This is a genomic window from Duganella kummerowiae (assembly GCF_053572355.1).
Genome location: NZ_JBKFEH010000015.1, coordinates 119,533 through 145,734 on the forward strand (window position 1 = coordinate 119,533; position 26,202 = coordinate 145,734).

At 67.4% G+C, this 26,202-nt stretch carries 19 protein-coding genes, 1 tRNA gene and 1 other RNA gene; 12 read left to right on the forward strand and 9 right to left on the reverse strand.

Translation table 11 applies throughout. The features are described 5' to 3' along the window. A complete protein-coding gene (gene ubiD, locus ACLB1G_RS20195) occupies nucleotides 1-1,485 on the forward strand; it encodes a 4-hydroxy-3-polyprenylbenzoate decarboxylase (RefSeq protein ID WP_491629031.1) in 1,485 nt (494 codons plus the stop codon). 46 nt (nucleotides 1,486-1,531) lie between these two features. Then, nucleotides 1,532-1,630: signal recognition particle sRNA small type (gene ffs / locus ACLB1G_RS20200), an RNA gene on the forward strand. Between the two features lie 295 nt (nucleotides 1,631-1,925). On the opposite strand, the gene ACLB1G_RS20205 is transcribed toward ffs, so the two are convergent. Continuing rightward, entirely contained in the window at nucleotides 1,926-2,588 is a 663-nt protein-coding gene (locus ACLB1G_RS20205; protein ID WP_491629032.1) for a hypothetical protein, read from the reverse strand. A 123-nt stretch (nucleotides 2,589-2,711) separates the two neighbouring features. Here ACLB1G_RS20205 and dnaX point away from each other — a divergent pair, with 123 nt between their 5' ends. Genes dnaX through ACLB1G_RS20225 form a run of 4 tightly spaced genes read left to right on the forward strand, consistent with a single transcriptional unit; the run spans nucleotide 2,712 to nucleotide 7,585 of the window. Continuing rightward, nucleotides 2,712-5,372, forward strand: a complete 2,661-nt coding sequence (gene dnaX, locus ACLB1G_RS20210) for a DNA polymerase III subunit gamma/tau (protein WP_491629033.1) — start codon at nucleotides 2,712-2,714, stop codon at nucleotides 5,370-5,372. A 33-nt stretch (nucleotides 5,373-5,405) separates the two neighbouring features. Then, the gene (locus ACLB1G_RS20215) at nucleotides 5,406-5,732 is read left to right on the forward strand and encodes a YbaB/EbfC family nucleoid-associated protein (protein ID WP_491629034.1); all 327 of its coding nucleotides are present in this window, start codon (nucleotides 5,406-5,408) and stop codon (nucleotides 5,730-5,732) included. 24 nt (nucleotides 5,733-5,756) lie between these two features. After that, the gene (recR, locus tag ACLB1G_RS20220) at nucleotides 5,757-6,347 is read left to right on the forward strand and encodes a recombination mediator RecR (RefSeq protein ID WP_491629035.1); all 591 of its coding nucleotides are present in this window, start codon (nucleotides 5,757-5,759) and stop codon (nucleotides 6,345-6,347) included. After that, nucleotides 6,344-7,585, forward strand: coding sequence for a CaiB/BaiF CoA transferase family protein (locus ACLB1G_RS20225; protein ID WP_491629036.1), 1,242 nt, complete (start codon nucleotides 6,344-6,346; stop codon nucleotides 7,583-7,585). The genes recR and ACLB1G_RS20225 overlap by 4 nt, the downstream gene beginning before the upstream one ends. 3 nt (nucleotides 7,586-7,588) lie before the next feature. On the opposite strand, the gene ACLB1G_RS20230 is transcribed toward ACLB1G_RS20225, so the two are convergent. Together ACLB1G_RS20230 and ACLB1G_RS20235 are read right to left on the reverse strand one after the other, a co-directional pair. Continuing rightward, nucleotides 7,589-9,715 (reverse strand): putative bifunctional diguanylate cyclase/phosphodiesterase, encoded by a 2,127-nt coding sequence (locus ACLB1G_RS20230; protein ID WP_491629037.1) that lies wholly within the window; start codon nucleotides 9,713-9,715, stop codon nucleotides 7,589-7,591. Nucleotide 9,716: 1 nt separating this feature from the next. Then, nucleotides 9,717-12,722 (reverse strand): response regulator, encoded by a 3,006-nt coding sequence (locus tag ACLB1G_RS20235; RefSeq protein ID WP_491629038.1) that lies wholly within the window; start codon nucleotides 12,720-12,722, stop codon nucleotides 9,717-9,719. Nucleotides 12,723-12,952: 230 nt separating this feature from the next. Between ACLB1G_RS20235 and ACLB1G_RS20240 the strand changes: the two genes are divergently transcribed. Beyond that, a complete protein-coding gene (locus ACLB1G_RS20240) occupies nucleotides 12,953-14,158 on the forward strand; it encodes a glycosyltransferase (protein WP_491629039.1) in 1,206 nt (401 codons plus the stop codon). Here the strand turns inward: ACLB1G_RS20240 and ACLB1G_RS20245 are convergent. The 6 genes from ACLB1G_RS20245 to ACLB1G_RS20270 all read right to left on the reverse strand — a co-directional run bounded on the left by ACLB1G_RS20245 (nucleotide 14,155) and on the right by ACLB1G_RS20270 (nucleotide 20,345). Then, nucleotides 14,155-15,171, reverse strand: coding sequence for a PEP-CTERM sorting domain-containing protein (locus ACLB1G_RS20245; protein ID WP_491629040.1), 1,017 nt, complete (start codon nucleotides 15,169-15,171; stop codon nucleotides 14,155-14,157). The two genes, ACLB1G_RS20240 and ACLB1G_RS20245, sit on opposite strands and share 4 nt — an antisense overlap. 146 nt (nucleotides 15,172-15,317) lie before the next feature. Beyond that, entirely contained in the window at nucleotides 15,318-15,998 is a 681-nt protein-coding gene (locus ACLB1G_RS20250) for an acyltransferase (protein WP_491629041.1), read from the reverse strand. Then, nucleotides 15,970-17,082: a nitroreductase family protein gene (locus ACLB1G_RS20255; RefSeq protein WP_491629042.1), complete on the reverse strand. Its 1,113-nt coding sequence runs from the start codon at nucleotides 17,080-17,082 to the stop codon at nucleotides 15,970-15,972. The genes ACLB1G_RS20250 and ACLB1G_RS20255 overlap by 29 nt, the downstream gene beginning before the upstream one ends. Further along, nucleotides 17,079-17,960, reverse strand: coding sequence for a ThiF family adenylyltransferase (locus ACLB1G_RS20260; protein ID WP_491629043.1), 882 nt, complete (start codon nucleotides 17,958-17,960; stop codon nucleotides 17,079-17,081). The genes ACLB1G_RS20255 and ACLB1G_RS20260 overlap by 4 nt, the downstream gene beginning before the upstream one ends. Before the next feature lie 112 nt (nucleotides 17,961-18,072). Then, a complete protein-coding gene (locus ACLB1G_RS20265) occupies nucleotides 18,073-18,273 on the reverse strand; it encodes a YbdD/YjiX family protein (protein ID WP_491629044.1) in 201 nt (66 codons plus the stop codon). Next, nucleotides 18,273-20,345, reverse strand: a complete 2,073-nt coding sequence (locus ACLB1G_RS20270; RefSeq protein WP_491629045.1) for a carbon starvation CstA family protein — start codon at nucleotides 20,343-20,345, stop codon at nucleotides 18,273-18,275. Before ACLB1G_RS20270 ends, ACLB1G_RS20265 begins: the two co-directional genes overlap by 1 nt. 183 nt (nucleotides 20,346-20,528) lie before the next feature. On the opposite strand from ACLB1G_RS20270, the gene ACLB1G_RS20275 reads away from it, so the two are divergent. The 5 genes from ACLB1G_RS20275 to ACLB1G_RS20295 all read left to right on the forward strand — a co-directional run bounded on the left by ACLB1G_RS20275 (nucleotide 20,529) and on the right by ACLB1G_RS20295 (nucleotide 26,094). Beyond that, nucleotides 20,529-21,899: a cache domain-containing protein gene (locus ACLB1G_RS20275; protein ID WP_491629046.1), complete on the forward strand. Its 1,371-nt coding sequence runs from the start codon at nucleotides 20,529-20,531 to the stop codon at nucleotides 21,897-21,899. 15 nt (nucleotides 21,900-21,914) lie between these two features. Continuing rightward, on the forward strand, nucleotides 21,915-22,532 hold the full coding sequence (locus tag ACLB1G_RS20280; protein ID WP_491629047.1) for a response regulator: 618 nt from the start codon (nucleotides 21,915-21,917) through the stop codon (nucleotides 22,530-22,532). Between the two features lie 210 nt (nucleotides 22,533-22,742). Then, nucleotides 22,743-23,906: an EAL and HDOD domain-containing protein gene (locus ACLB1G_RS20285; RefSeq protein WP_491629048.1), complete on the forward strand. Its 1,164-nt coding sequence runs from the start codon at nucleotides 22,743-22,745 to the stop codon at nucleotides 23,904-23,906. A gap of 1 nt (nucleotide 23,907) precedes the next feature. Further along, the gene (locus tag ACLB1G_RS20290; RefSeq protein WP_491629049.1) at nucleotides 23,908-25,944 is read left to right on the forward strand and encodes a putative bifunctional diguanylate cyclase/phosphodiesterase; all 2,037 of its coding nucleotides are present in this window, start codon (nucleotides 23,908-23,910) and stop codon (nucleotides 25,942-25,944) included. 60 nt (nucleotides 25,945-26,004) lie between these two features. Next, a tRNA-Ser gene (locus ACLB1G_RS20295) sits at nucleotides 26,005-26,094 on the forward strand. The last annotated feature ends 108 nt before the right edge of the window (nucleotides 26,095-26,202 follow it).

Below are 26,202 nucleotides of genomic sequence, written 5' to 3' on the forward strand. Positions count from 1 at the left end.
ATGAAATATACTGACCTGCGCGATTTCCTTTCTCAACTGCAACAAATAGACGAACTTAGACACATTTTGTTACCGGTTTCGCCGAATTTGGAGATGACGGAGGTGTGCGACCGCACCCTGCGGGCCGCCGGCCCGGCCCTGCTGTTCAAAAATCCCACCGGTTACAGCATCCCCGTGCTGGGCAATCTGTTCGGTACTCCACGCCGGGTGGCGCTGGGCATGGGCGCCGAGGATGTGAGTGAATTGCGCAAGATAGGCCACGTGCTGGCCCGGCTCAAGGAACCCGAGCCGCCCAAAGGATTCAAGGACCTGATGGGCATGGGCTTGCTGGTCAAGGCTGTGTGGGACATGTCACCCAGGGAGCTGCGTGGCGCGCCTTGCCACGAGGTGGTCTGGGAGGGCAATGACGTCGATCTGGCGAAACTACCGATCCAGCACTGCTGGCCGGGCGACGTCGCCCCTCTGATTACCTGGGGGCTGGTGATCACCAAGGGACCGAACAAGAAGCGCCAGAACCTGGGCATCTACCGCCAGCAGGTGCTGGGGCCGAACAAGGTCATCATGCGCTGGCTGGCGCATCGCGGCGGCGCGCTGGACTTTCGCGAGCACGCCATCCGTAACAAGGGACAACCCTATCCCGTGTGCGTGGCGCTGGGCGCCGATCCGGCCACCATCCTGGGCGCGGTGACGCCGGTGCCGGACACCTTGTCGGAATACCAGTTCGCCGGCCTCTTGCGCGGCAGCCGCACCGAGCTGGTCAAGGCTATCGGCAGCGAGCTGCGCGTGCCTGCCTCGGCCGAGATCGTGCTGGAAGGACATATCTATCCGGACGAGAACCACCCGTCCGGCTACGAGCATGCGCTGGAAGGCCCGTATGGCGATCACACCGGCTATTACAATGAGCAGGACTGGTTCCCGGTGTTCACCATAGACCGCATCACCATGCGGCGCGATCCGATCTACCACTCCACGTATACCGGCAAGCCGCCCGACGAGCCGGCCGTGCTGGGCCTGGCGCTGAACGAGGTGTTCGTGCCGCTGCTGCAAAAGCAGTTCACCGAGATCACCGACTTTTACCTGCCGCCGGAAGGCTGCAGCTACCGCATGGCCGTGGTGCAGATCAAGAAGCAGTATGCCGGCCACGCCAAGCGCGTGATGTTCGGCGTGTGGAGCTTCCTGCGCCAGTTCATGTATACCAAGTTCATCGTGGTGGTGGACGAGGATGTCGACGTGCGCGACTGGAAGGAAGTGATCTGGGCCATTACCACCCGCGTCGATCCCACCCGCGACACCACGCTGGTGGACAACACGCCCATCGATTACCTGGACTTCGCCTCGCCGGTCAGCGGCCTGGGCAGCAAGATGGGCATAGACGCCACCAACAAATGGCCGGGCGAGACCAGCCGCGAGTGGGGCACCACCATCACCATGACGCCTGACGTCAAGCGCAAGGTGGACGAGATCTGGCAGCAGCTGGGCCTGTGATTCACCTGCCTTCCACGAATATCCGGGAACGGGTATAATGGCGCCTGGCGGGCCCCTGCGCATTGTGGCGCGGCCAACCTGGTCAGGTCGGGAACGAAGCAGCCACAGCTGCTAACCATAAGTGCCGCAGATCAGGCTCGCCTCCTTATTCAAAAAAAGCTGCCACTGGCAGCTTTTTTTTTGTTCAATATGTTGTCCCAACATGGTGTCCAACATGGTGTCAGGTCTGCCATTGGTACATGAGTTCGCTTCATGTGGCCGAGCTCATGTACTTTTGGCAGATCTCACAACATGGTGTCCACAACATGGTGTCAGGTCTGCCATTGGTACATGAGTTCGTTTCATATGGCCGAGCTCATGTACTTTTGGCAGATCTGACACCGGGTTGCTTTTGGCAGATCTGACACCGGGTTGCTGACACCGGGTTGCTTGGCATTTTTTTATTCGGTATCGAGCTCGGCTTCCAGCGGCTTCTCGCTGGCCACCATCAGCGGGTTTTCCTTGACCCAGACGCTTTCCGGCTTGAGCTTGATGCGGTTGCGGGCGTCGGTGCTGTAGACCTTGGCGCCATCCTTGGCTTCGATGCGCAGGGTGGCCGGCTTGCTGAACTTGAATATCACCACCTTCATCGACGGCGCGAACATGCTCATGGCGCCGGCGATGGCCTTGACCACATTGTTCGCCTGCGGCACGCCGCCCATCACACTGTTATATGGCCATTGGGTCCCATCGCCCAGCGGCACGGTGGCGTCGTAGAAGAAGCCGGCCTTTTCTTCCTTGGGCACGGACAGCAGCGTCATCGCGTTCTCGCTGATCCATTTCTGATTGGGCACCAAGGTGAAGCGTCCCTCGGGCGAAACCGGGATGGCCGTGCGCTCGCCATTGTGCAGCACGGTCAGCTTGAGGTCGCCCGGCTTGATGTTCTTGTTCTCCGGGATCAGGCGCAGGTAGAGGTTGACCTTGTCGCGCTCGGCTGCAGGCATGGCATAGTATTTCTCGACGCTGGATTTCTCCACCAGCTTCTTGTAGGGAATCCATTCACGCTCCTGGGCGTGGGCAAGCACGGACAAGGACAGCAGGGACAGCAAGGCCAGTGTTTTCATCTTTTATCCTGTTAAAAGAAAAGCAAAGTGTAGAGTATTTCCTAACGGCTATCGAATTCCTGCATGCCTTGTTACAATTTCGCTTTTGTCCTCGCCGACGAGCTTCTACGGTAAAATCCCCGCATGTCCTATCAAGTCCTCGCCCGTAAGTACCGTCCCAGGAATTTCGAAACGCTCGTCGGCCAGGAGCACGTCGTGCGTGCGCTCACGCACGCCCTGCGCAGCGGCCGCCTGCACCACGCCTACCTGTTCACCGGCACGCGCGGCGTCGGCAAGACCACCTTGTCGCGCATCCTGGCCAAGTCGCTCAACTGCGTGGGACCGGACGGCAATGGCGGCATCACGGCCACGCCCTGCGGCGTGTGCGAGGCTTGCGTGGCCATCGATGGTGGGCGCTTCGTGGACTACATCGAGATGGACGCGGCCTCCAACCGCGGCGTGGATGAAATGGCCCAGCTGCTGGAGCAGGCGGTGTACGCGCCCAGCAACGCGCGCTTCAAGGTCTACATGATCGACGAGGTGCACATGCTGACCAACCATGCCTTCAACGCCATGCTCAAGACGCTGGAGGAACCGCCCGAGCACGTCAAGTTCATCCTGGCCACCACCGATCCGCAAAAGATACCGGTCACCGTGCTGTCGCGCTGCCTGCAGTTCAACCTGAAGCAGATGCCGCCGGGGCACATCGTCGGCCACCTGGAAAATATCCTCGGGCAAGAGCAGGTCAGCTTCGAACAGCCGGCCTTGCGCCTGCTGGCCCAGGGCGCGCACGGTTCCATGCGCGATGCGCTGTCGCTGACCGACCAGGCCATCGCCTATGCGGCCGGCGCGGTCACGCTGGAAGCGGTGCAGGGCATGCTGGGGGCGCTGGACCAGTCCTACCTGGTGCGCCTGCTGGACGCGCTGGCCAAACAGGATGGCGCCGACCTGCTGGCCGTGGCCGACGAGATGGCCACGCGCAGCCTTTCCTACAACGGCGCCTTGCAGGACCTGGGCACCTTGCTGCACCGGATCGCGCTGGCGCAGACGGTGCCCTCGGCCGTGCCGCAGGATTTGCCCGAGTATGGCGACATCGTGCGCCTGGCCTCAGCCTTCGATGCCGAGGAAGTGCAGCTGTATTACCAGATCGCGGTGCACGGCCGTAACGAGCTGGGGCTGGCGCCCGATGAATACGCGGGCTTTTCCATGACGCTGCTGCGCATGCTGGCCTTTCGGCCCGGCGTAGGCGGCGCCGAAGGTCAGCCGGCCGCCGCGCCGGCCGCATCGCGCGCCGCCGGCGTGGCCGCCGCCCGCGCCGCGGCCGGTGCGCCGCCGGCCCGCGCTGCGGCCCATGCGCAGGCCAGCCACGCCTCGGTGACGCCGCAGGCCGTGGTGGCAGGGGCTGCTGCCGCCATGGCGCGCGGCGTCGCGCTGCCGCAGTCGGTGCCGGTAGCGGCCGCGCCGGGCGCCGCGCAAACCCGCCCAGTGCCGCCGGCCCCGGCGGCCATCGCACCCTCCCATGCAATGCAGCCCGCAACGCCGTCCGCAGCGCCTGCCCATGGAATGCAGTCCGCGCCGGCCGCAGCGCCTGCCCATGGAATGCAGCCTGCGCCAGCCACGGCATCACCTACTCCCGCCGCGCAGGCACACGCACAGACCGCAGCGCCTAACCCAGCTTCGCCTGCGCCCAGCGCCCCACTGAGTCCGGCCCGCGCCGCCATCAACGCCGCGCTGGAAGCGGCGCGCGCCGCTTCGCGACCCGGCGGCAGCCGCCCGGCCGCGCCGCCGCCCGCCGCTGCACCTGCATCACAAGCAGCGCTGCCCCAGCCGTCCGCATCGCATGCTGCCGCATCTCACGCCGCCGCGCCGCAGGCGGCAAGCCAGTATCCGGCGACGCAGGCGTCGCCGCGCCCAGGCGCGCCGGGCGTCGCCACGCCGGGCTCCGCCACGCCGGGCGTCGCCACGCCGGGCGTCGCTGCTCCGGGCGCCGCCGCGCAACCGCCGTCGGGCGCCAGCGTTCCTCCGGCCAGACCGCAGTTCCACGCCGCCACGTCGGGCTCCGTTGCTCCGGGCGCGGCCGCGCCATCGCAGCCTGCCGCCACTCGCGCCCCGGCGCCGTGGGAAGACATGCCGCCGCAAGCCGGCAGCGAGACCCCCGTCATGCAGCACGCCCCGGCCCGTCCCGCCGCCGCTCCGCAGGCGCCGCAGCGCCCGGCCCAGCGCGCAGAACCGGAGGACGACCTACCGCCCTGGGTGACGGAATTCTCGGACGATACCGCCGTCCCGGCATCGGCCCCTTACGACGAGCCGGAACAGCAGATCGCCATTCCGCAGCGCGCCGCTCCGGCCCCGGCCAAGGCGCCCTACGACTACGTGATCACGCCCGTGCCCGAACTGGACTGGGACGGCAACTGGCCGGCCGTGGCGGCCTCGCTGCCCTTGCGCGGCGTGGCCCAACAGCTGGCCATGCAGGCCGAGCTGGTCGGCTGCCACGTGGACGGCAACGCCGTGGTGATCAAGCTGCGGGTGCCGATCGAGACCTGGCGCACACCCGGCAACGTGGAAAAACTCAGCGCAGCCCTGAATGAACGCTTCGGCCGCGCCATCCGGGTCGACACCGAGCTCGGCCCCGTGTGGTACACGGCCAGCGCCGAGGCCCAGGCCTTCCGCGAGGCTTGCCAGCGCGCCGCCGAGGAAACCATCGCCAACGATCCATTCGTCAACAGCATGATCCGCGAATTCGACGCCTTCGTGGTCCCCGGCAGCATCACGCCGCCGCCGGCCGCGCAGGCCGCGCCGCACTGATCATTCAACCTATACTCAACGGAGAACACCATCATGATGAAGAACCAACTGGCCGGCCTGATGAAACAAGCCCAGGCAATGCAGGACAACATGAAAAAGGCCCAGGAACAGCTGGCCCTGATCGAGGTCGAGGGCCAGTCCGGCGCCGGCCTGGTGAAAGTCACCATGACCTGCAAGAACGACGTCAAGCGCGTGGTGATCGATCCCTCGCTGCTGGGTGACGACAAGGACATGCTGGAAGACCTGGTGGCGGCCGCCTTCAACGACGCCGTGCGCAAGGCCGAAGCGACGGCCGCCGAGAAAATGGGCGGCCTGACCTCGGGCCTGAACCTGCCGGCCGGCTTCAAGATGCCGTTCTAAGCACGGAGCGGCGCGCGCGCGTTCATGTCCAAGTCGCTTGAATTCCTGGCCGAGGCGTTGCGCCGCCTGCCCGGCGTGGGGCCGAAATCGGCCCAGCGCATGGCCTTCCACCTGCTGCAGCACGACCGCGAGGGCGCCGACATGCTGTCGCGCGCCCTGCACCAGGCGGTGCAGTCCGTGCACCACTGCGCGCTGTGCAATACCTTCACGGAAGAGGAGGTGTGCGCCACCTGCGCCGACGAGCAGCGCGACCGCGCCCTGCTGTGCGTGGTCGAGACCCCGGCCGACCAGCTCATGATAGAACAGACCCTGACCTACAAGGGCCTGTACTTCGTGCTGATGGGCCGCCTGTCGCCGCTGGACGGCATAGGCCCGCGCGACATCCACCTGGAAAAGCTGAGCGCGCGCGCCACCGACGGCCTGGTGGGCGAAGTGGTGCTGGCCACCAATTTCACCAACGAAGGCGAGGCCACCGCGCACTACATCAGCGAGATGCTCAAGGCGCGCGGCCTCAAGGTCAGCCGCCTGGCGCGCGGGGTGCCGGTGGGCGGCGAACTGGAATACGTGGACGCGGGCACCATCGCCCGCGCCATGCTGGATCGAAGGACGACATGATGGGCAAGGATACGGGCGCGGCCAACGCGGGAGCCAAGGCGGGACCGCTGGCGGGCATCAAGGTACTGGAACTGGGCACGCTGATCGCGGGCCCTTTTTGTGCCCGCATGCTGGGCGAGTTCGGCGCCGAGGTGATCAAGATCGAAACCCCGGGCGAGGGCGACCCGCTGCGCAAGTGGCGCGTGCTCAAGGATGGCACTTCGCTGTGGTGGTCTGTCCAGGCGCGCAACAAGAAAAGCGTGACGCTCAACCTCAAGCACGAGCAAGGCCGCGCCATCGCCCGCAAGCTGGCGCTGGAAGCCGACATCATCATCGAGAACTACCGTCCCGGCGTGCTGGAGAAGTGGGAGCTGGGCTATGAGCAGTTGAAGGCGCTTAAGCCGTCCACCGTCATGGTGCGCCTGTCCGGCTTCGGCCAGAGCGGTCCCATGAAGGATTTGCCGGGCTTTGGCGCCATTGGCGAATCCATGGGCGGGCTGCGCTATGTGTCGGGCTTCCCGGACCGGCCGCCGGTGCGGGTTGGCATTTCCATAGGCGACTCGGTGGCGGCCCTGCACGGCGTGATCGGCGCCATGATGGCCTTGCGCCACCGTGACGCCACTGGCGGCCGCGAACATGGCGAGGGCCAGATGGTGGACGTGGCCCTGTATGAATCCGTGTTCAACCTGATGGAATCGCTGGTGCCGGAATACAGCCACGCAGGCGTGGTGCGCGAGCGCACCGGCGGCGCGCTGCCCGGCATCGTGCCGTCCAACACCTACACCACGCGCGACGGCCAGAACATCGTCATTGCCGGCAATGGCGACGCCATCTTCAAGCGTTTGATGCTGGCCATGGGCCGCATCGACATGGCGGGCGATCCCGGCCTGGCCCGCAACGACGGCCGCGTGCCGCGCACCAGGGAAATCGACGACGCCATCCAGGCCTGGTGCGACACCCAGGATATCGATGGCGCGCTGGCGGTGCTGAAGGCGGCCGACGTCCCGGCCGGCAAAATCTATTCGGTGCGCGACATGATGAGCGACCCGCAATTCCTGGCGCGCGGCATGTTCGAGCAGCACCAGTTCGCCGACGGCACGCCGGTGCAGCTGCCGGCGGTCTCGCCCAAGCTGTCGGCCACCCCGGGCGGCACGCAGTGGCTGGGACCCGAGTTGGGCCAGCACAACGAGGAAGTGCTGCAATCGCTGGGCTACAGCCCGGCCGACATCGCGGCGCTGAAGGATGGCGGCGTGCTGTAGGACTCACATGGCGGCCGGGCCGGCCAGCGCGTACTGGTGGCGCAGCATGTCGGTGATGGCTTCCTGCGGCGAGGGATGGCCCAGGTAATAGCCCTGCACCAGGTCGCAGCCGTATTCCTCCAGCAGCACCAGCTGTTCATCGGTCTCCACGCCTTCCGCCACCACCGCCATTTTCAGGCCGTGCGCCATGGCGATGATGGCCCGCGTGATGGCGGCATTCTCGGAATCCTGCGGCAGGCCGCTGATGAAGCTCTTGTCGATCTTGAGGGCGCGCACGTGGAAGCGCTTCAGGTAATTCATCGACGAATAGCCGGTGCCGAAGTCGTCGATCGACAAATACACGCCGATGGCGCGCAGCTGCTCCAGTGTGGCCATGGTGGCGCGCGCATCGTCCATCAGCGTTCCCTCGGTCAGCTCCAGTTCCAGCAGCTGCGGCTCCAGGCCGGAATCGTGCAGGGCCGACAGCACGATAGGCGCCAGGTTGTCGTCCTTGAACTGCTTGGCCGACAGGTTGACCGCGATGCGCAGCGGCGGCTGGCCGGGGCGCTGCCAGGCCCGGGCCTGCTTGCAGGCGGTGCGCAGCACCCATTCGCCGATCGGCACGATCAGCCCGGTCTCCTCTGCCAGCGGGATGAACTCGGTGGGCGAGACGATGCCGCGCTCGGCGTGGCGCCAGCGCACCAGCGCCTCGACCCCGACGATGCGGGCGCTGGCCACATCGATCTGCGGCTGGTACAGCAGATACAGCTCGTTGTTCTGCAGCGCCTTGCGCAAGCCCACCTCCAGCTTGACGTGGCTCATGATCTGCATGGTCAGCGAGGAGCTGTACAGCTTGGCGTTGTTCTTGCCGCAGTTCTTGGCGTGGTACATGGCGGTGTCGGCGAACTTGAGCAGCGAGTTGCAGTCCTCGCCATCCTCCGGATACAGCGAAATGCCGATGCTGGCCGTGACGAAGATCTCGTGCGCCTCCAGGATGAAGGGCCGGCGCATGGCTTCCTTGACCCGGTGCGCCACCGCCAGCGCGTTGTCGACCCGCTCCAGGTCGGGAATCAGGATGGTGAACTCGTCGCCGCCCAGGCGCGCCAGGTTGTTGGTGGTGAGCTCGGTGCGCGACAGCAGGTCGCTGGGCCGTATGGTGTCGCGCAGGCGGTCGGAGACGGCCTTGAGCAGGCTGTCGCCCACGTTGTGGCCCAGGGTGTCGTTGATGCGCTTGAAGGAATCCAGGTCCATGAACAGCACGGCGAACTTCTTGTTGCCCTTGCGCGAGCGGTCCAGCTCACTCTCCAGCATTTCCAGGAAGGCCTGGCGGTTGGGGATGCCGGTCAGGCTGTCGGAATACGCCAGCCGGCGTATCTGCTCCTCGGCGTGCTTGCGCTCGCTGATGTCGCGCACCAGGCCCAGCACTTCGTCCGGGCCGGTGGCCACCAGGCGCGCCTCGAAATGCTGGGCCACGTGGCGCTCGCCGTCCATGCGCCGCAGCTCGTAGTCGAGCGAGCGGATGTGCTGGGTGCGCAGCACGGTCTGCAGCTCCTCCTGCAGGCGGTCCGCGATGGCGCGTGGCAGCACCTCGCTCACATGGCGCCCGACCCGGGCCGGGGCGCCGCTGGCCGGTTCGCCGTCGTGGCCCTGCTCGTAGTCGAGGTAATAGCCGTCGCGGTTCATGCGGAAGAAAGTGTCGGGGATGGCGGCCAGCACGGCGCGGTTCTGGGCGTCGGCAATGCGCAGGCGGGCGATGGCGTCGCTGGCGCGCAGCACATACAGCACCCGGTGGCCGAGGATGGGCCAGTTGATGGGCTTGGACACAAAATCAGTGGCGCCCGCCTCGTAGGCATGGGTGACGGCTTCCAGGTCGTCGCCGCCGGTGACCATGATGACCGGGGCCCCGGCATGGCCCTCCATCTGGCGCATGGCCTGGCACACCGCGAAGCCGTCCATGCCAGGCATGTCCACGTCCAGCAGCACCAGGTCGGGCGCCATGCTCTGGTAATAGGCCAGGGCCTGGGCGCCGTTCTCGGCCTCGATGCCATCCAGGCCGACCTGGCCCAGCATCTCCAGCATCAGCATGCGCATGACGGGATCGTCGTCAGCCACCAGCACCAGGCCGCGTTGGGGGGGGAGGGGCGTTGCCATATCAGCTGTCCTTTTCAAGTATGGCCGCCAGGGCTGGCTGCACGGCCTGGAATTCGCGCTCCGCAGCGGCCAGGAGGGGAGCGGTGCCGGCGCTGACGCCGCCGCGTCCCAGTTGTTCCAGCTCGCGGCACAGCTGCGCCAGCGCCTCGGCGCCGACGTTGGCGCTGCTGGACTTGAGGCTGTGCGCGGTCTTGCGGATGGAGTCGGTGTCGGCCGCCGCCACCGCGCGGCCCAGGGCCTGCAGCTGTCCCGGGGTGTCCTGCAGGTAGGCCCGCAGCACGCGCGCCAGCAGGGCCGCGCCGCCCGCCGGGCTGAGGGCGCGGATGTTGTCCAGCGCCTGCGCGTTGAGGCGCGGCGGGCCGGCTTGCATGGCGGGCGCGGGCTGGGGCGCCGTGGCCGCAATGGCCGCTGCGTGCGTGTGCAGCGCCGCATCGGTGTCCTGTGGCGCGGACGCTGCGTGCGATGCGTGCGCTTGCACTGCCGTCTCGGCTTCTGGCGCTGTATCGGCGTCGGCCAGGCCTCGCATGCTGCGTGGCAGCTTGATCCAGCGGCCCAGGGTCTGGCCCAGCGCCTGCTGGGTGTATGGCTTGCTGAGGTAATCGTCCATGCCGGCCGCCAGGCACGATTCGCGGTCGCCCTGCAGTGCGTTGGCCGTGATGGCGATGATGGGCAGGGTGCGCGCCCCGCCGTGCTGCTGCTCGTGGCGGCGGATTTCCGAGGTGGCGGCAAAGCCGTCCATGACCGGCATCTGGCAATCCATCAGCACCGCGTCGAAATGGTGCTGCCGCACCGAGTTGAGGGCTTGCTCGCCATTGCTGGCGCGGCTCACTTCGAGGCCCAGGCCTTCCAGCATGGCGCTGGCCACTTCGACGTTGACCGGATTGTCCTCGGCCAGCAGCACCCTGCGCCGTTTGCGGGCCGGCGCCGCCGCAGGGATGGACTGCGGCACGGCGGGCGCGATGGCCGCGCTGAAGGCCGGGACGGGCGGCGCGGGGGCCGCCTGTCCGGCGGCGTTGCCCGACAGCGGCCGCTGCGCGTGCGCGATGGCGTCCGCGTGGCCGTCCGACGGCGCACCCTTGAACGGCAACACCACGCTGTCGTACACATCGCAGGCGCGGGGCGGCTTGAGCAGCTGGATGGCGACCCCTGCCGCGCGGCGCTGCACCGGGTCGGCCGCCGTCCGCCCGCTGCTGAGCAGGACCACGCGCGTGGCCGCCAGCGCGGGATCGGCCTTGATGGCGGCCGCCATCGCCAGCCCGCTGGTGCGCGGCAGCTCCATGTCCAGCAGCGCCACATGGTAGGCGCGCTGATCGCGCGCTGCCTGCAGCAGGCGCGGCAACGCGGCAGAGGCCGCCACGCTGACGCAGGCCACCTGCCAGCCGGCCAGCCACGCCTCCAGCTGGCCCCGGCTGGCGTCGTCCTCGTCCACCAGCAGCACGCGCAGGCCTGCGCCGCCGGCCAGGTAGGCCGCATCCTCGCCCTCGACCCGGCGCTTGTCGGCCTGCACCGTGAACCAGAACACCGAGCCCTGCGGCAGCGCATGGTCCATGCCGATCACGCCGCCCATCAGTTCCACCAGCTGGCGCGAGATGGCCAGCCCGAGTCCGGTGCCGCCATGCTTGCGCGTGGTGGAACCGTCCGCCTGCGAGAACGAGTCGAAGATGCGGGCGCGCGCCTCGCGCGAGACGCCGATGCCGGTGTCGTGCACGGCGAAGCGTAGCGCCACCGCTTGCGCATCCTCGCCCTCCAGCGTGGCGTGCACCACGATTTTGCCGCTGTCGGTAAACTTGACTGCGTTGCCGAGCAGGTTGACGATCACCTGGCGCAGACGGTTGGGATCGCCGCAGATGGTGACCGGAATCTCGTCCGCCACCGCCACCTCCAGGCGCAGCCCCTTGGCCTGGGCCTGGGGCGCGAACACGTTCTCGATCTCGTCCATCAGGTCGCGCACGTGGAACTGGATGTATTCCACCGTCAGCTTGCCCGCTTCTATTTTCGAAAAATCCAGAATGTCGTTGATGATGACCAGCAGATGTTCGCCCGAGCGCTTGACCATATTGGTGTAATGGCGCTGCTGTTCGCTCAGTGGGGTACCGAGCAGCAGCTCCGTCATGCCCAGCACCCCGTTCATGGGAGTGCGGATTTCGTGGCTCATGGTGGCCAGGAAGGCGCTCTTGGCCTGACTAGCGGACTCAGCGGCATTCTTGGCCTTTTCCAGCTGCTCCGTGCGCACCCCGACCTGGCGTTCCAGCTGGTCGCGGTATTGGGCCAGCGTGGCGTCGTGGCCCTCGATCTGGGCCAGCATGTCGTTGAAGCTGTCGATCAGTGTACCGAGCTCGTCGCTGCGGCTATGCTCGATGCGGTGCGCGTAGCTCTGGCTGCTGCTGACCTGGCGGGCCGCCTCGATCAGGGTGGCAATGGGCGCCGCGATGCCGCGCCTGAAGCGCGCCGCCATCAGCAGCGCCACCAGCAGCGACAGCAGCGCCGCCGCGCCGGCCACAGCCAGGTTGCGCAGCACCTGCAGCCACATGGCGCCCTGGCCGCCTTCCAGCATCACGGCGCCCACGATCTCGTCACGGTAGGGCACCGGCGTGTAGACCCTCAAGGTGGGTTCCCACAGCGGGCCGCGCCGTTCGCTGCGGGCCGGCAGCGCCAGTTCGGCGCTGCTGAGCGCGCCGGTTTCCGGCGCCGCCACGCCCTCGGCCGCATACTGGGCCAGGGGCAGGCCGTCACCATCGTACAGCACGGCCTGCAGGATATCGTCCTTGAGCGCCAGCGCGGCCAGGATTTGCGCGGCCTGCTTGCGGTCGCCATGGCGCAGCGCCTGCACGCTGTGGGCGCCGATCACGCCGGCCAGCGAGGACAGCTGCTTGCGCTCCTCGGCCGTGTGGCTGAGCACGGTGGTGGCCGCATACGCCAGGAACACCAGCAGCAGGGCGCTGCCGGTGGACAGTGCCGAGATCATGGCCAGCTTCCGGCTCAGGCTGGAGCGCTCGAATTGGAACATGGCCTAGCCCCGGGTCCGTGGCGGACCGGCGGGCACGGCATGGACGGGGCGGTGCGCAGCTGTCATGGTTCAGGGGTGAATAAGTGGGGCGGGAAAGTGCTAAAAGGAAAAATATCTGCTTCAGGCCGGAACGGCTTTGATCTGCGTCTAAGGCGTGCGGCTTTGAGCGGCGTCAAAGCGGCTGTCCCCCGGCGTGGCGTGCCTGCGTTGTGCTTTCTCCACGGCTGGCCATGACGCGCGCGACCATCCTGTTCATGGCGGAAGCCGTCACGCTGGCGCACGTCGCGAGGCCGCTGGCGCTGGCGGGCGCCCTGGCGCCTGAACGTTACGAGGTGCACTTTGCCTGTGCCGGCGGCTACGAGCATTTCTTTGCCGACAGCGGCCTGCGGCACTGGCCGCTGGCCAGCATCTCCAGCGCGCGCTTCCTGGCGGCGCTGGCGGCCGGCCAGCCGGTGTACGACCAGGCCACCCTGCAGCGCTATGTCGAGGAAGACCTGCATCTGCTGGCCGAACTGCGTCCGGACGTGGTGGTGGGCGACTTCCGGCTGTCGCTGTCGGCCAGCGCGCGCATCGCGCGGCTGCCTTATGTGGCGCTGGCCAACGCCTACTGGAGTCCGTATGCGCGCCAGCATTACACCGTTCCCAGCCTGGCCATGAGCCGGGTGCTGCCCATCCCGCTGGCGCAAGCCATGTTCCAGCTGATGCGGCCACTGGCGTTCGCCCGCCACGCGCGGCCGCTGAACCAGGTGCGGCAAGCCTACCGCCTGCCCTCGCTGGGTCCGGATTTGCGCCGCGTCTATACGGATGCCGACCACACCTGGTATGCCGATGTGCCGGAAATGTTCCCGACGGATGGACTGCCTGCCACGCACGCCTATCTGGGGCCGGTACTGTGGTCGCCGCCGGTGGCGCTGCCGCCCTGGTGGCATGCCTTGCCGCCGGCGCTACCCGTCGTGTATGTCACCCTGGGCAGCTCCGGCCAGGGTGACTTGCTGCCGCTGGTGCTGCACGCCCTGGCCCCGCTGCCGCTGACGGCCATGGTGGCCACGGCGGGGCGGCCGCCGCCGGCGCGGCCGCCCGCCAATGCGTACATGGCGTCCTATGTGCCGGGCGAGGCGGCCGCGCGCCGCGCCGCCCTGGTCATCTGCAACGGCGGCAGTCCGACCAGCCAGCAGGCGCTGGCGGCCGGGGTGCCGGTGCTGGGCATCGCCGGCAACCTGGACCAGTTCCTCAACATGGATGGCGTGATGCGGGCAGGGGCCGGCGCCGTGCTGCGCGCCGACCGCCTGCAGGAGGGGGAATTGCAGCACACGGTGATGGCGCTGCTTGAGCAGCCCGGGCCGCGTGCGGCCGCGGCACGGCTGGCGCAGGTGCTGGCGGCTGCGCCGGCACCACGCCGCTTCGTGGAATTGCTGGATGGCGTGCTGGCGTCCTAGCAGGCGCACAGTCCGGCAAGCGGCGCGGGCTGTTCCTGCTTCCGCCGGCGCCGGCTCAGCGGGTGCCGGCTCAGCGGGTGCCGGCTCAGCGGACGCCGGCTCAGCGCCAGGCCGGCAAAGCCCAGTCCCAGCAGGGCCAGCGTGGCCGGTTCAGGCACCGCCAGCGCGGCAAAGCTTTGCGAGGAATCCACTTTCAGGAAGGGCACGGTGCTCACCGTGGTGCCGTCCCACATCACGCTGGGGGTGAAGAAGGAGGGCACGTTGGTGGTGCCGGTGATGATGTTGCTGAAGATGGAACCGGTGGCCACGTCCAGGTAGTTGGCGTCCACGTAATCGATCATGAAGCGCGAGTCGAAGGAGCCGGTGCCCACCGCGCCGGTGGCGGTGAAGCTGGCGTCGTTGAAGATCAGGTGGCCGGACATGACCAGGATGCCGTCGCCGTCCGGGTCGGCCGGGCCGCCGCAGCCGGCCGAGGTGCTGCCGGCGCCGTAACAGCGCACGGTGGACGCGCCGTTGCCGGGCACGGCCACGCTGTCGGCGCCCGGCCCTGGCACCAGGCGGTCCAGGTAGATGGCGATGTTCTGCACGCCGGCATGGGCCAGGTCCACGTCCATCGCGGCCGACTGGCTGGCGGGGAGTGCGAAGTGGGCCGTGGTGGCGGTCTGCAGGTCGACCAGTTCCTGGAAGCGGATCACGGCGCTGATCTCGAAGCTGCTGTTCAAGCCGGCCGGGGTCACGATGGCCGGGGTATTGCTGTTGGACATGGTGCCGATCACGAACTGCGAGCGCAGCTCGGTCAGGTAGGGCGCGGCGCCGCCCGGCCCGACGATCAGGCCGGGGATGAAGCCGGTGGCCAGTCCGGTATCGGTGACGTTGGTCCACAGGTCGGCATAGGTGGTGTAGCTGCCGGCGCCGGTTGGATCCAGGCCCACGGTGGGGCCGGCGGAGGCGGCGCCCGGCAGGGCCAGGACGGCGCAGGCGAGGGCGGCGCCCAGTGCGGATTTGAAACTCATGATGGGACTCCCAGGTAGTGGATAAGGCCGGCGCCAGCGCCGGTACTGGCTAGTGTGCAAAAAGCCTGCCACCCGGGTTTTAATCGAAAAATCAAAGGCTTGCATGAAGCTGCAGCCTGCTTCACGGAAATGTGTAAAAAATTCCGTCAGTGCGCCGCGCGCAGCAGCCGGGCCGGCACCCCGCCCCACACTTCGCCGGCGCCGATGCGGCTATCCTTGGCCACCACGGCCCCGGCCGAGACGATGGCGCCGTCGCCTATGCACACGCCGGCCATCACCACCGCCATCGCACCGATGGTGACGCCGTCGCCGATATGCACCGGCTTCAATTCCAGCCGCGCACCCTCGATCACATGGGAAAAAATCACGGCGTCATGGCCGATGATGGTGTTGCTGCCGATGCGCGTCAGCGGTGGATCGAGGATGGCCCCGGCGCTGTAGGTGTTGCGGCCCAGGCGTGCGCCCAGCGCCAGGTAGACCAGGCGCATCAGCGGCACCGGGATGGCGTGGGTGCGTATCAGGCTGTTGAACAGCAGCAGGTAGAACAGGATGTTGACGTTGGCCGCGAACTCGGCGCGCGAGTGTTCGGCAATCACGCCTTCGGCCAGCGGCAGCGCCGCCAGGAACAGGCGGTACACGAGGAAGGCCCACAGGTAGACCAGCACGGCGCCGCCCAGCATCAGCAGCACGCCACGGAAGTCGCCCAGCGGCAGGCTGCCCAGCAGCAGGGCGGCGCTGCCCGCCCCCAGCAGCAGTATCAGCGCCAGCAAGGCCAGGAAGCACGCGATCTCGCGGCCCCTAATCGCGCGCACCTTGGCCTCCGGCATGGACGATCAACTCCTGCAATGGCAGGCGCAGCGAGCGCGCCGCCGGCGCCGGTCCCTCGCCCAGGCGGCCCAGGAACACGGCGCGGGCCAGGTTGCCGGGGCCGATCAGGGACCCGGCCTCGGCGGCCAGCGCGGCGGCGGACTCGTGCATGCCTGGTGCTGCCGAGAACGGACGCTGCTCGCGCACGTAGCGGGCAAAGATCAGCGGCGTCAGCTCGGGCTGCAGCTGCAGGCCCAGTGTGGTGGCGGCCAGCCACAAGCGCTGCATGGCCCGCCCGGCCGCCACGTAATCGTCGATGCCGCGCGGCGGCTGCTCCGCCAGCAGCACGAAGTGGGCGGCGCAGGCCAGGGCCGGCAGCCAATCCATCTGGATGCGCGGGGCCCAGGTGCCGGCCAGCCAGGTGTTAAAAAATTCGACACGGGGCCAGCTCTGCATCACCCAGCGCATCAAACGCGCCGTCAGCGGGTCCACGCCCAGTGCCTGGTCGGGCATGCGGTCCAGGCTGTGGCGGGCATTCCACTCGATCACGGCGCGGTGGGTCTGGAAGGCCTCCGGCATGGTCAGGCGCAGACGGGCGTTGCGGAACAGCAAGCGCGCCATGGCCCAGCGCCGGCCGGCGCCTTCCAGCCACAGCAGGTCGTAGCCGGGCGGCAGGGATAGCTGCAGGGCGGCTTTCTCGGCGGCCCGCAGCGAGCGTGTGCTGAGCGGGCGGCGCTGCACGCTGCGGCGCTCGATGGCGCCCGCCAGTGGGTCCGGCGCCAGCCCGGGGGCGCTGTCGAACTGCACGTCGAAGGTGGGATGGGTATCGGGCGCCTGCGTGCGCCGGGTGGCGCGCATGGCCAGTCCGGCCGTGCTGGCGGCAATCGCCATGGTTTCCAGCAAGGCGCCCAGCGAGATCTGGCTGGGATGGCCGTCCAGGTCGTAGACGCAGTGCTCGCGCGTGTCGTGCCCGTGCACCACCACCTGGCGCGGGCCGATGATCTCGAAGCGCCAGGGCTGGGTGTTGTCGCCGCTGGGGGCCCAGCGCGCCAGGTCCAGTATCCGCTCCAGCACGGGGTCCATCCCCCTCGTCGGCGTGTTCATGGGCGGCTTTCCTGTGGCGCTGACGGACGGCGGCGCCGCGCCAGGGCCAGCGCCAGTCGCTGCAGCGGGTGGCGGTGGCCACCGGGACGCCAGGTGCGCACCAGCCGGTTGCGGTAGGCGTCGAACTGCAGGCCGTAGGGGGCGGCCCAGACCCGGCCCCGCCCCAGCAGGATTTTCAGCGCCTCGGTGGCGGCGGCGCCCGCGCACAGTTCGCAGCCCATGATGGTGGATGGGCCGCGACGCTCGCCCAGGTTGATGGCGGCCGGATCGACCAGGTAGCCGGCCTGCAGCCCGGCCGGGGCCAGGCCGACCAGGAAGCGCAGCGCCTTTTCCTCCTCCGGCAGCTGGCCCCAGCCGAAGTATTCCTCGAAGGTCATGCCGCCCGGCAGGAAGACCAGCAGGGCCGTGCCCATGCCCAGCGGCGCCGCCGTGATGGCCGGGATGCCGAGCCGGGCGCAGGCCGCGAACACGCCCTGGCGTGCCTCGAAGGCAAAAAAATCCAGGCTGTCCACATACAAGTCCACGCCCTCGAAAAATGCGGCCAGGTCGCTGCTCCGCACCCCGGCCGGGAAGCGCCTGAGGTCCAGCTCCGGGTTGATGTCCAGCGCCATGCGCGCCAGCACCTCCACCTTGGGCTGGCCCAGCGTGTTCATGTTGGCTCCCGCCTGGCGGTTGAAATTGGCCAGGTCGAAGGCGTCGAAATCGGCGATATGGAAGGCGCCTATGCCCAGCCGCGCCAGGGTCAGCAGGTGGCCGCCACCGACCCCGCCCAGGCCGGCAATGGCCACGCGCTTGCCGCGCAGGGCTTGCTGCTCCGCCGCCGTGACCCAGCCCAGGTTGCGCGAAAATGCTTCCATGTACGAAAAACCTTGTGCCATGTCATCCCGTCAGCGTTGCTGAAACCGGTTCGACTGCGGCTTATCAATATAGTTCCACAAAAACTCATGCAGAAGTAAAAAAAACCGGCTCGCGGGGAGCCGGTTTCCGGTGTCAGCAACAGCCGCCGCGTTTGCCCGCGCCGCCGTAGCGGGCTTCCTGGCGTTCACGGAAGAATTCCTCGTAGCTCATGACGGGTTCGCCGGGATGGGTGGCCTCGCGGTGCGCCACGTAGGCGTCGTAGTCCGGCAGTCCCATCATCAGGCGCATGCTTTGGCCCAGATAGCGCCCGGCCTTGGCCAGTTCGCCCAGCATCAGGGCACCTGCGGGGCCAGCACCAGCGGGCTTTCGTGCACGCTGGGCAGGGCGCTGGCGCGGGCCCGCAGCGCGGTGCGCACGCCGAACACCAGCACCGCCAGCACCACCACGATGAAGAAGCCGGCCAGGCCCGCGTCCAGGTAATCGTTGAAGATCACCTGCTGCATCTGCGCCACGGACTTGGCCGGGGCCAGCAGCTCGCCCTTGTCGTAGGCGGCCTGGTATTTGGCGGCGTGGGCCAGGAAGCCGACCTTGGGATTGGCGTCGAAGATCTTCTGCCAGCCGGCCGTCAGCGTGCACAGCAGCAGCCACACGGTGGGCGCCAGGGTGACCCAGGCAAAGCGGCCCTGTTTCATCTTGAACAGCACGCAGGTGCCCAGGATCAGGGCGATACCGGCCAGCATCTGGTTGGCGATGCCGAACAGCGGCCACAGGGTGTTGATGCCGCCCAGCGGGTCGACCACGCCCTGGTACAGGAAGTAGCCCCAGGCCGCCACGCACAGGGCGGTGGCCAGCAGGTTGGCGAACGTGTTCTCGGTCTGCTTCATGGCCGGCACGAAAGCGCCCAGCAAGTCCTGCAGCATGAAGCGGCCGGCGCGGGTGCCTGCGTCGACGGCGGTCAGGATGAACAGGGCTTCGAACAGGATGGCGAAGTGGTACCAGAAGGCGCGCATCTCGTTGCCGCCGATCACGCCCGACAGGATGTGGGCCATGCCCACGGCCAGGGTGGGAGCGCCGCCGGCGCGCGAGATGATGGTGTGCTCGCCGACTTCCTTGGCGGTTGCGGTCAGCATCTCGGGCGTCAGGTAGAAGCCCATCTGCGACACGGCGTGCGCCACCGCTTCCGGGGTGGTGCCGATCAGGGCGGCCGGGCTGTTCATGGCGAAATAGATGCCCGGCTCGATGGTGGAGGCGGCCACCAGGGCCATGATGGCGACGAAGGATTCCATCAGCATGGCGCCGTAGCCGATGAAGCGCGCGTGCGATTCATTCTCTATCATCTTGGGCGTGGTGCCGGAGGAGATCAGGGCGTGGAAGCCGGACACGGCGCCGCAGGCAATGGTGATGAACAGGAAGGGGAACAGGGTGCCGGACCAGACCGGGCCGGTGCCGTCGATGAACTTGGTCAGAGCCGGCATCTTGAGGTAGGGTGCCACCACCAGGATGCCCAGCGCCAGGCCGACGATGGTGCCTATCTTGAGGAAGGTGGACAGGTAGTCGCGCGGCGCCAGCAGCAGCCACACGGGCAGCACCGAGGCCACGAAGCCGTAGCCGATCAGCATCCAGGTCAGCTCGGTGCCGGTGTAGGTGAACATGGGCGCCAGGGCCGGATTTTCCTGCACGTACTGGCCGCCGAAGATGGCGCCCATCAGCAGGATGAAGCCGATCACCGACACCTCGCCCACGCGGCCGACCCGGATGAAGCGCGAATACACGCCCATGAACAGGGCAATGGGGATGGTGGCCATGACGGTGAAGCTGCCCCAGGGCGAGCCGGTCAGCGCCTTCACCACGATCAGGGCCAGCACGGCCAGGATGATGACCATGATCATGAAAGTGCCCAGCAGCGCGATCATGCCGGGGATCTGGCCCAGCTCCTGCTTGATCAGGTCGCCCAGCGAGCGGCCGTCGCGCCGCATGGAAATGAACAGCACGATGAAGTCCTGCACGGCGCCGGCAAACACCACGCCGGCCAGTATCCACAGCATGCCGGGCAAATAGCCCATCTGGGCCGCCAGCACCGGGCCCACCAGCGGGCCGGCGCCGGCAATGGCGGCGAAGTGGTGGCCGAACAGTACGTACTTGTTGGTGGGTACGTGGTCCAGGCCATCGTTGAGGCGCTGGGCCGGGGTCTGGCGGCGCGGATTGAGCTGCAGCACTTGCTCGGCAATGAACAGGCTGTAGAAGCGGTAGGCAATCAGGTAGATGCAGACGGCGGCAATGACGATCCAGATTGCGCTGATCGGTTCGCCCCGGTGCAGGGCCACCACGCCCAGCGAGGCCGCGCCGGCCACGGACAGGGCGGCCCAGCCCAGCATGGCGGCCGGGGAGGAGGGTAATAGTTTCATGCGGTTCTCCAAGGAATGTTGATGCCGCTCTGTGCCAAAAGGCATGCGGGCAGCTTATGTAAAGTATTCACCGACCTGATATCTGCCGCAAGCGCAGCACTACGCAGTACCATCGGTATTACTACGTAGGCCGGGCGCGGCCGGGCGGCGTACAATCGGCCTTCGGTAATAGGGGGCGGTCGGATGAAGTTGCGGCAAAAAGTCATATTCCTGGCGATTACGCCCATGATATTGGCCCTTCTGGCCATCGCGGCGGCGGTCTGGCACCAGTCGGCGCTGCTGGCGCGGCAGCAGCGCGCCAGCATCCAGCAAGCGTATTTATCCAGCAAGGAAGCGGAGCTCAAACATTACGTGGCGCTGGCCCATCATTCCATCTCCCATTTGGTCGACTCCGGGCGCACCGACGAGGCCGCCAAGGAAGAGGCCAAGCGCATCCTGTCCAGCTTGAGCTATGGCGACGACGGCTATTTCTTCCTGTATGACATGCAGGGCAAGTCGCTGATGCATCCGCGCCAGCCCGAACTGGTGGGCCGGAACCTGTTTGATCTCCGCGACGCCGAGGGCAACCCGACCATACAGCGCCTGCTGGCGCGGGCCCGCGCCGGGGGAGGGCTGGAGCGCTACATGTGGGTCAAGCCCTCCACCCACAGGCCCGTGGCCAAGCTGGGCTATGTGATCGCACTGCCCGGCTGGGGCTGGATGATGGGCACCGGCATCTATCTGGACGACGTGGACCGCGCCCTGGCCCAGGTCGACGTCCAGCAGTCCGGCAACATCCGCAACACCATGCTGTGGATCGCCGCCATTGCCATTGCCAGCGCGGTGGCGGTGGCCGTGTCCGGCGTGGCGCTCAACATCAGCGAGCTGCGGGTGGCGGATGCCAAGCTCAAGGCCCTGGCCCAGCGCGTGGTGGAATCGCAGGAGGAGGAGCGGGCCCGGCTGTCGCGCGACCTGCACGACGGCATCAGCCAGTGGCTGGTGTCGATCAAGCTGCAGATCGAGGCCGGCATCATCCGCCTGGGGCAGGGCGGCGGCCCGGCCCAGCTGCAGGCGGCCCAGGCCGGTTTTGAGCACGCGGCCGGGCAGCTCAACGACGTGCTGGGCGAGGTGCGCCGCATCTCGCACAACCTGCGGCCCGCCATCCTGGACGACCTGGGGCTGGCGGCGGCGCTGGGCCACCTGGCCCAGGAAGCTGGCCTGAGCAGCGCCACCCCGATCCACTTCCACGCCGAGGGCGACACCGACGGCCTGCCGCAAGTGGCCGACACGGTGCTGTTCCGCCTGGCACAGGAAGCGCTGGCCAACGCCGAGCGCCACGCCGGCGCCAGCCGCATCGACATCAAGCTGTGCGCCGACGCCGAGGCGGTCGAGCTGCAAATCCGCGACGACGGCGCCGGATTCGACGCCGAGCACGTGGCCCGGCACCCACAGCGCGGCATCGGACTGCGCAACATGCTCGAGCGCATGGACGCCATCGGCGGCCGGCTGGACATCAGCTCCAGCGCGGCCGGCACCACCGTCACGGCGCGCGTGCCGCTGCCATCCACCGTCTAGCCTGGAGAGAGACCCATGCAAGCCCCCGTGAAAATCCTGCTGGTCGACGACCATCCCCTGGTGCGCGACGGCCTGCGCGCCCGGCTGGAAGCCATGCCCCAGTTCCAGGTCGTGGCCGAGGCCGGCGGAGCGGCGGAAGCCCTGCAGCAGGCGGTACAGCACGATATCGACCTGGTGCTCATGGATATCAACATGCGCGGCACCAACGGCATCGAGGCCACGGCGCAATTCCGGCAGGCGTTTCCGCGCATCGCCGTGCTGATACTGTCCATGCACGACAAGCTGGAGTACGTGTCGCAAGCGATCGCGGCCGGTGCACGCGGCTATGTACTGAAGGACGCGCCGGGCAAGGATATCGTGGTCGCCATCGAAACCGTGATGTCGGGCGGGATCTACTATAGCGCCGCGCTGGCCCGCCAGCTGGCCCAGCCGCAGCACCAGGACAACCAGCTGACCGGGCGCGAACAGGAAGTGCTGCGCCACATCGCCAATGGCGAATCGAACAAGCAGATCGCGCGCGCCCTGGACCTGAGCGTGCGCACGGTGGAAACCCACCGCCTCAACATCAAGCGCAAGCTGGGCATAGAGGGACAGGCTGAACTGATCAGATACGCAGTACAACACATGCAATGAAGATGGCCTGATTTTCAACCGAAACTGTCACTGCGGAAATTTCTGATATATTCTGCCGTAAGGAAAGAATGTAAAATTTACTAAGTTTGAATGTTTCGTGCGGTCTGGCATTGGTAATATGGACAGATAGACTACAATCATGCTCGTACATGGTTGCCATCCGTCAATACATCCTCTAAGATGGGCCGCACTACCCACACCGAGAATCAGATGTCCGAGTCCGCAGCCAGCCAGTTTCCTTTGGTGCAACTAAACGCGGTGTCCAATGCCCAGCACGAGTGGGTGGCACTGACGTTCGCATGGGCGGCGGCAGGCGGCGATCCGCTGCAGGACGCCATCACCCTGCTGGGCTATCCCGACATGCACGCGGCCCTGGCGCCACTGGACTGCATCATTACGCTACCCGAGCCGTTGCGGGTGGAAGCATCCCACCTGGACTCACTGCCCGCCCACCGCGTCATCGTCAGCCTGCCAGCGGAGGCTTGCGCCGATGCGGCCGTACACAAAAAAGTATCCGGCTGGGCCGAAGCCGGCTACCGCGTGATGACCGAAGGGGTGGCCGGCCTGGACGCCACCCGCTGCGGTGCCCGCGCCCTGCGTTTCGACGCCCGGGACGCGCTGCCGCCGTTGCTGGCGCTGGTGGGCCAGCCGGGACCGCACCTGGCCACCGGAGTGCACAGCGAGGCGCGCCTGGCAGAATGCCGCGAGGCCGGTTTCAGCTGGTTCCAGGGCGATTACGCGCTGCGTCCCGGCCAGTCGCAGCAGGGCGACGGCACCTCGCGCAAGCGCCTGCTGGCGCTCCTGGGCCTGCTGGCGCGCGACGCCGACTCGCGCGAGCTTGAAGTGCTGCTCAAGCAGGACCCGGCCCTGTCCTACCATTTGCTCAAGCTGGTGAACTCGGCCGCCTTCGCCCTCAGCAACCCCATCCACAGCTTCGCCCAGGCCATCAACGTGCTGGGCCGGCGCCAGCTGCAGCGCTGGCTGCAGCTGCTGCTGTACGCGCGCCAGCAGGACGACGAGCTGGCCCATCCGCTGCTGCCGCTGGCGGCCGTGCGCGCGGCCCACATGGAAGCCCTGGCCAAGAGCCGGGGCGGCGACCGCGACCAGCAGGACATGGCCTTTGTGGTGGGCGTGTTCTCGCTGCTGGACGTGCTGCTGTCCATGCCCATGGCCGACATCGTCAGCGCCCTGTCCCTGGACGTGGACGTGGTGATGGCCCTGCTGGAGCGCACCGGCCCGCTGGGCGAACTGCTGTGCCTGGTAGAGCGCCCGGACCCGGCCGCGCTGGAGGCGCTGGGCATCGAGCGCGAGACCTATTGGCAAGGGCAGCTGCAGGCCTACCACTGGGCGATCCAGGTGAGCAGGAATATCTGACATGGCGGCCCATCCCGTCTCCGACTTCCTGGCCCACAGCGCCGCCCTGTGCGACGCCGTGCTGCGCCTGCGCGGCCCCGCGCTGGCCGAGGAACTGGGACGGATCGCGCGCGCCGTGATGGACAGCCCTGCAGGCTGCTACGTGGCGGCCGACGGCCCCCACGCCGCCGCCGTGCCGGAGGGCGGGCTGGTGCAGGAAATCCGCTACGGCGAGCAGTGCTTCGGCCACCTGGCCGTGTCCGGCCGCGAGTACGGCGAGCTGGACCAGGCGCACCTGGCCAGCCTGGCCGGGCTGGCCGCCAGCGTGTTCCAGGTGCATTCGCTGGCCCGGCGCAGCGCGCACGCCTACAGCCAGGTCGAGGCCCAGCTGCAGCACCAGTCGCAAATCCTGGACCAGATCCACGAATCGGTGCTCACCATGGACCTGAACGGCTTTATCACCAGCTGGAACAAGGGCGCCGAGCGGCTGTTCGGCTACAGTTCGGTGGAAGCCGTGGGGCGCAACATCCTGTTCCTGTACGACGAGGAGGACCACAGTTTCGACGACCCCTACCTGTTGCAGGGCGGGCGCCTGATGGAAGTGCGGCGCAAGAAGAAATCGGGCGAGGTGTTCTGGGCCAGCCTGTCGCTGTCGCCGCTGAGCGACATCCACGACCGCTCGATCGGCCTGATCGCCTACCTGACCGACATCACCGAGCGCAAGCAGGCCGAGGAACGCATCCACCATCTGGCCTATTACGACGATTTGACGGGGCTGCCGAACCGCAGCCTGATGACCAAGCTGGTGGACCAGGCCCTCACCGTGGCCCAGCGCAGCAAGCTGCAGGGCTGCATGCTGTTCATCGACCTGAACCGCTTCAAGGTGATCAACGACACCTTGGGCCGCAAGATAGGCGACGCCCTGCTGTGCGAGGTGGCGCGACGCTTCCGTGGCGTGCTGCGCGACCAGGACCTGGTGGCGCGCCTGAGCGGCGATGAATTCGCGGTCGGCCTGTTCGACATCAGCCAGCACTACGAAGCCAGCACGGTGGCGCACAAGCTGCTGGGCGCGCTGAACGCCCCCATCCTGATCGAGGGCCACGACTTGCGGGTGGGCGGCAGCATCGGCATCAGCGTCTATCCGCAGGACGGCGGCGACGCCGAGACCCTGCTGCGGCTGGCCGACATCGCCATGGTGCGCGCCAAGCAGGTGGGCGCGGCGGACGGCGAGCACGTGGCGTTCTATAGCCAGGACATGAATCAGGGCATGCAGGAGCGCATGCGCATCGAATCCGGGCTGCGCAATGCGCTGGGCAATGGCGAGCTGCTGCTGCACTACCAGCCCAAGTTCTCCATCTCCAGCGGCAAGATCATTGGCGCCGAAGCGCTGGTGCGCTGGCGCCACCCGCAGCGCGGACTGGTGCCGCCGGCCGAGTTCATCCCGCTGGCCGAGGCCACCGGGCTGGTGGTGCAGGTGGGCGAGTGGGTGCTGGAGACGGCCTGCGCCCAGGCCGAGCAGTGGAAAAAGGCCGGGCTGCCGCCGGTGCGGCTGGCGGTCAATGTGTCGGCGCGCGAATTCACCTCGGCGCTGCCGGGGCGGGTGGCGGAGACGCTCAAGCGCTACGGGCTGGAGCCGTGCTGGCTGGAACTGGAAATCACCGAGAGCACGCTGATGCACAATATCGACCGCGTGATCGGCATCATGGACCGCATCACGGCGCTGGGCGTGACCCTGTCGCTGGACGATTTCGGCACCGGGTATTCCAGCCTGTCCTACCTCAAGCGCTTCCCCATCGACACCCTCAAGATAGACCGCTCCTTCACCACCGGCCTGCCGTCCGACGCCAACGACTGCGCCATTGCCAGCACCATCATCAGCATCGCCCAGCAGCTCAAGCACAAGGTGATCGCCGAGGGCGTGGAGACGGTGGAGCAACTGTCCTTCCTGAAAAAATCGGGCTGCGACGAGGTGCAGGGCTATCTGTTCTCGCAGCCCTTGCCGGCCGAGGCCTTCGAAGCGGCGCTGCGGCAGAACTGGCTGCCGACCAAGGCGGCCTGAGTCGCCTCTGCTTGGTCCCCTCTGGCTTAGTAGTGTGTTTTCTGTATAATGCAGCCACCTGGAAGCGTGGCCGAGTGGTTGAAGGCAGCAGTCTTGAAAACTGCCGACGGTTAATTCCGTTCGTGAGTTCGAATCTCACCGCTTCCGCCAGGAAATAAAAAATGACCGCCGCGAGGCGGTTTTTTTATTTCCTGGCGGAAGCGAGCAAGGCCCCTGCGGGCCTTGCGTGTGAGATTCGAAGGGCATGGCCCTGCAGGG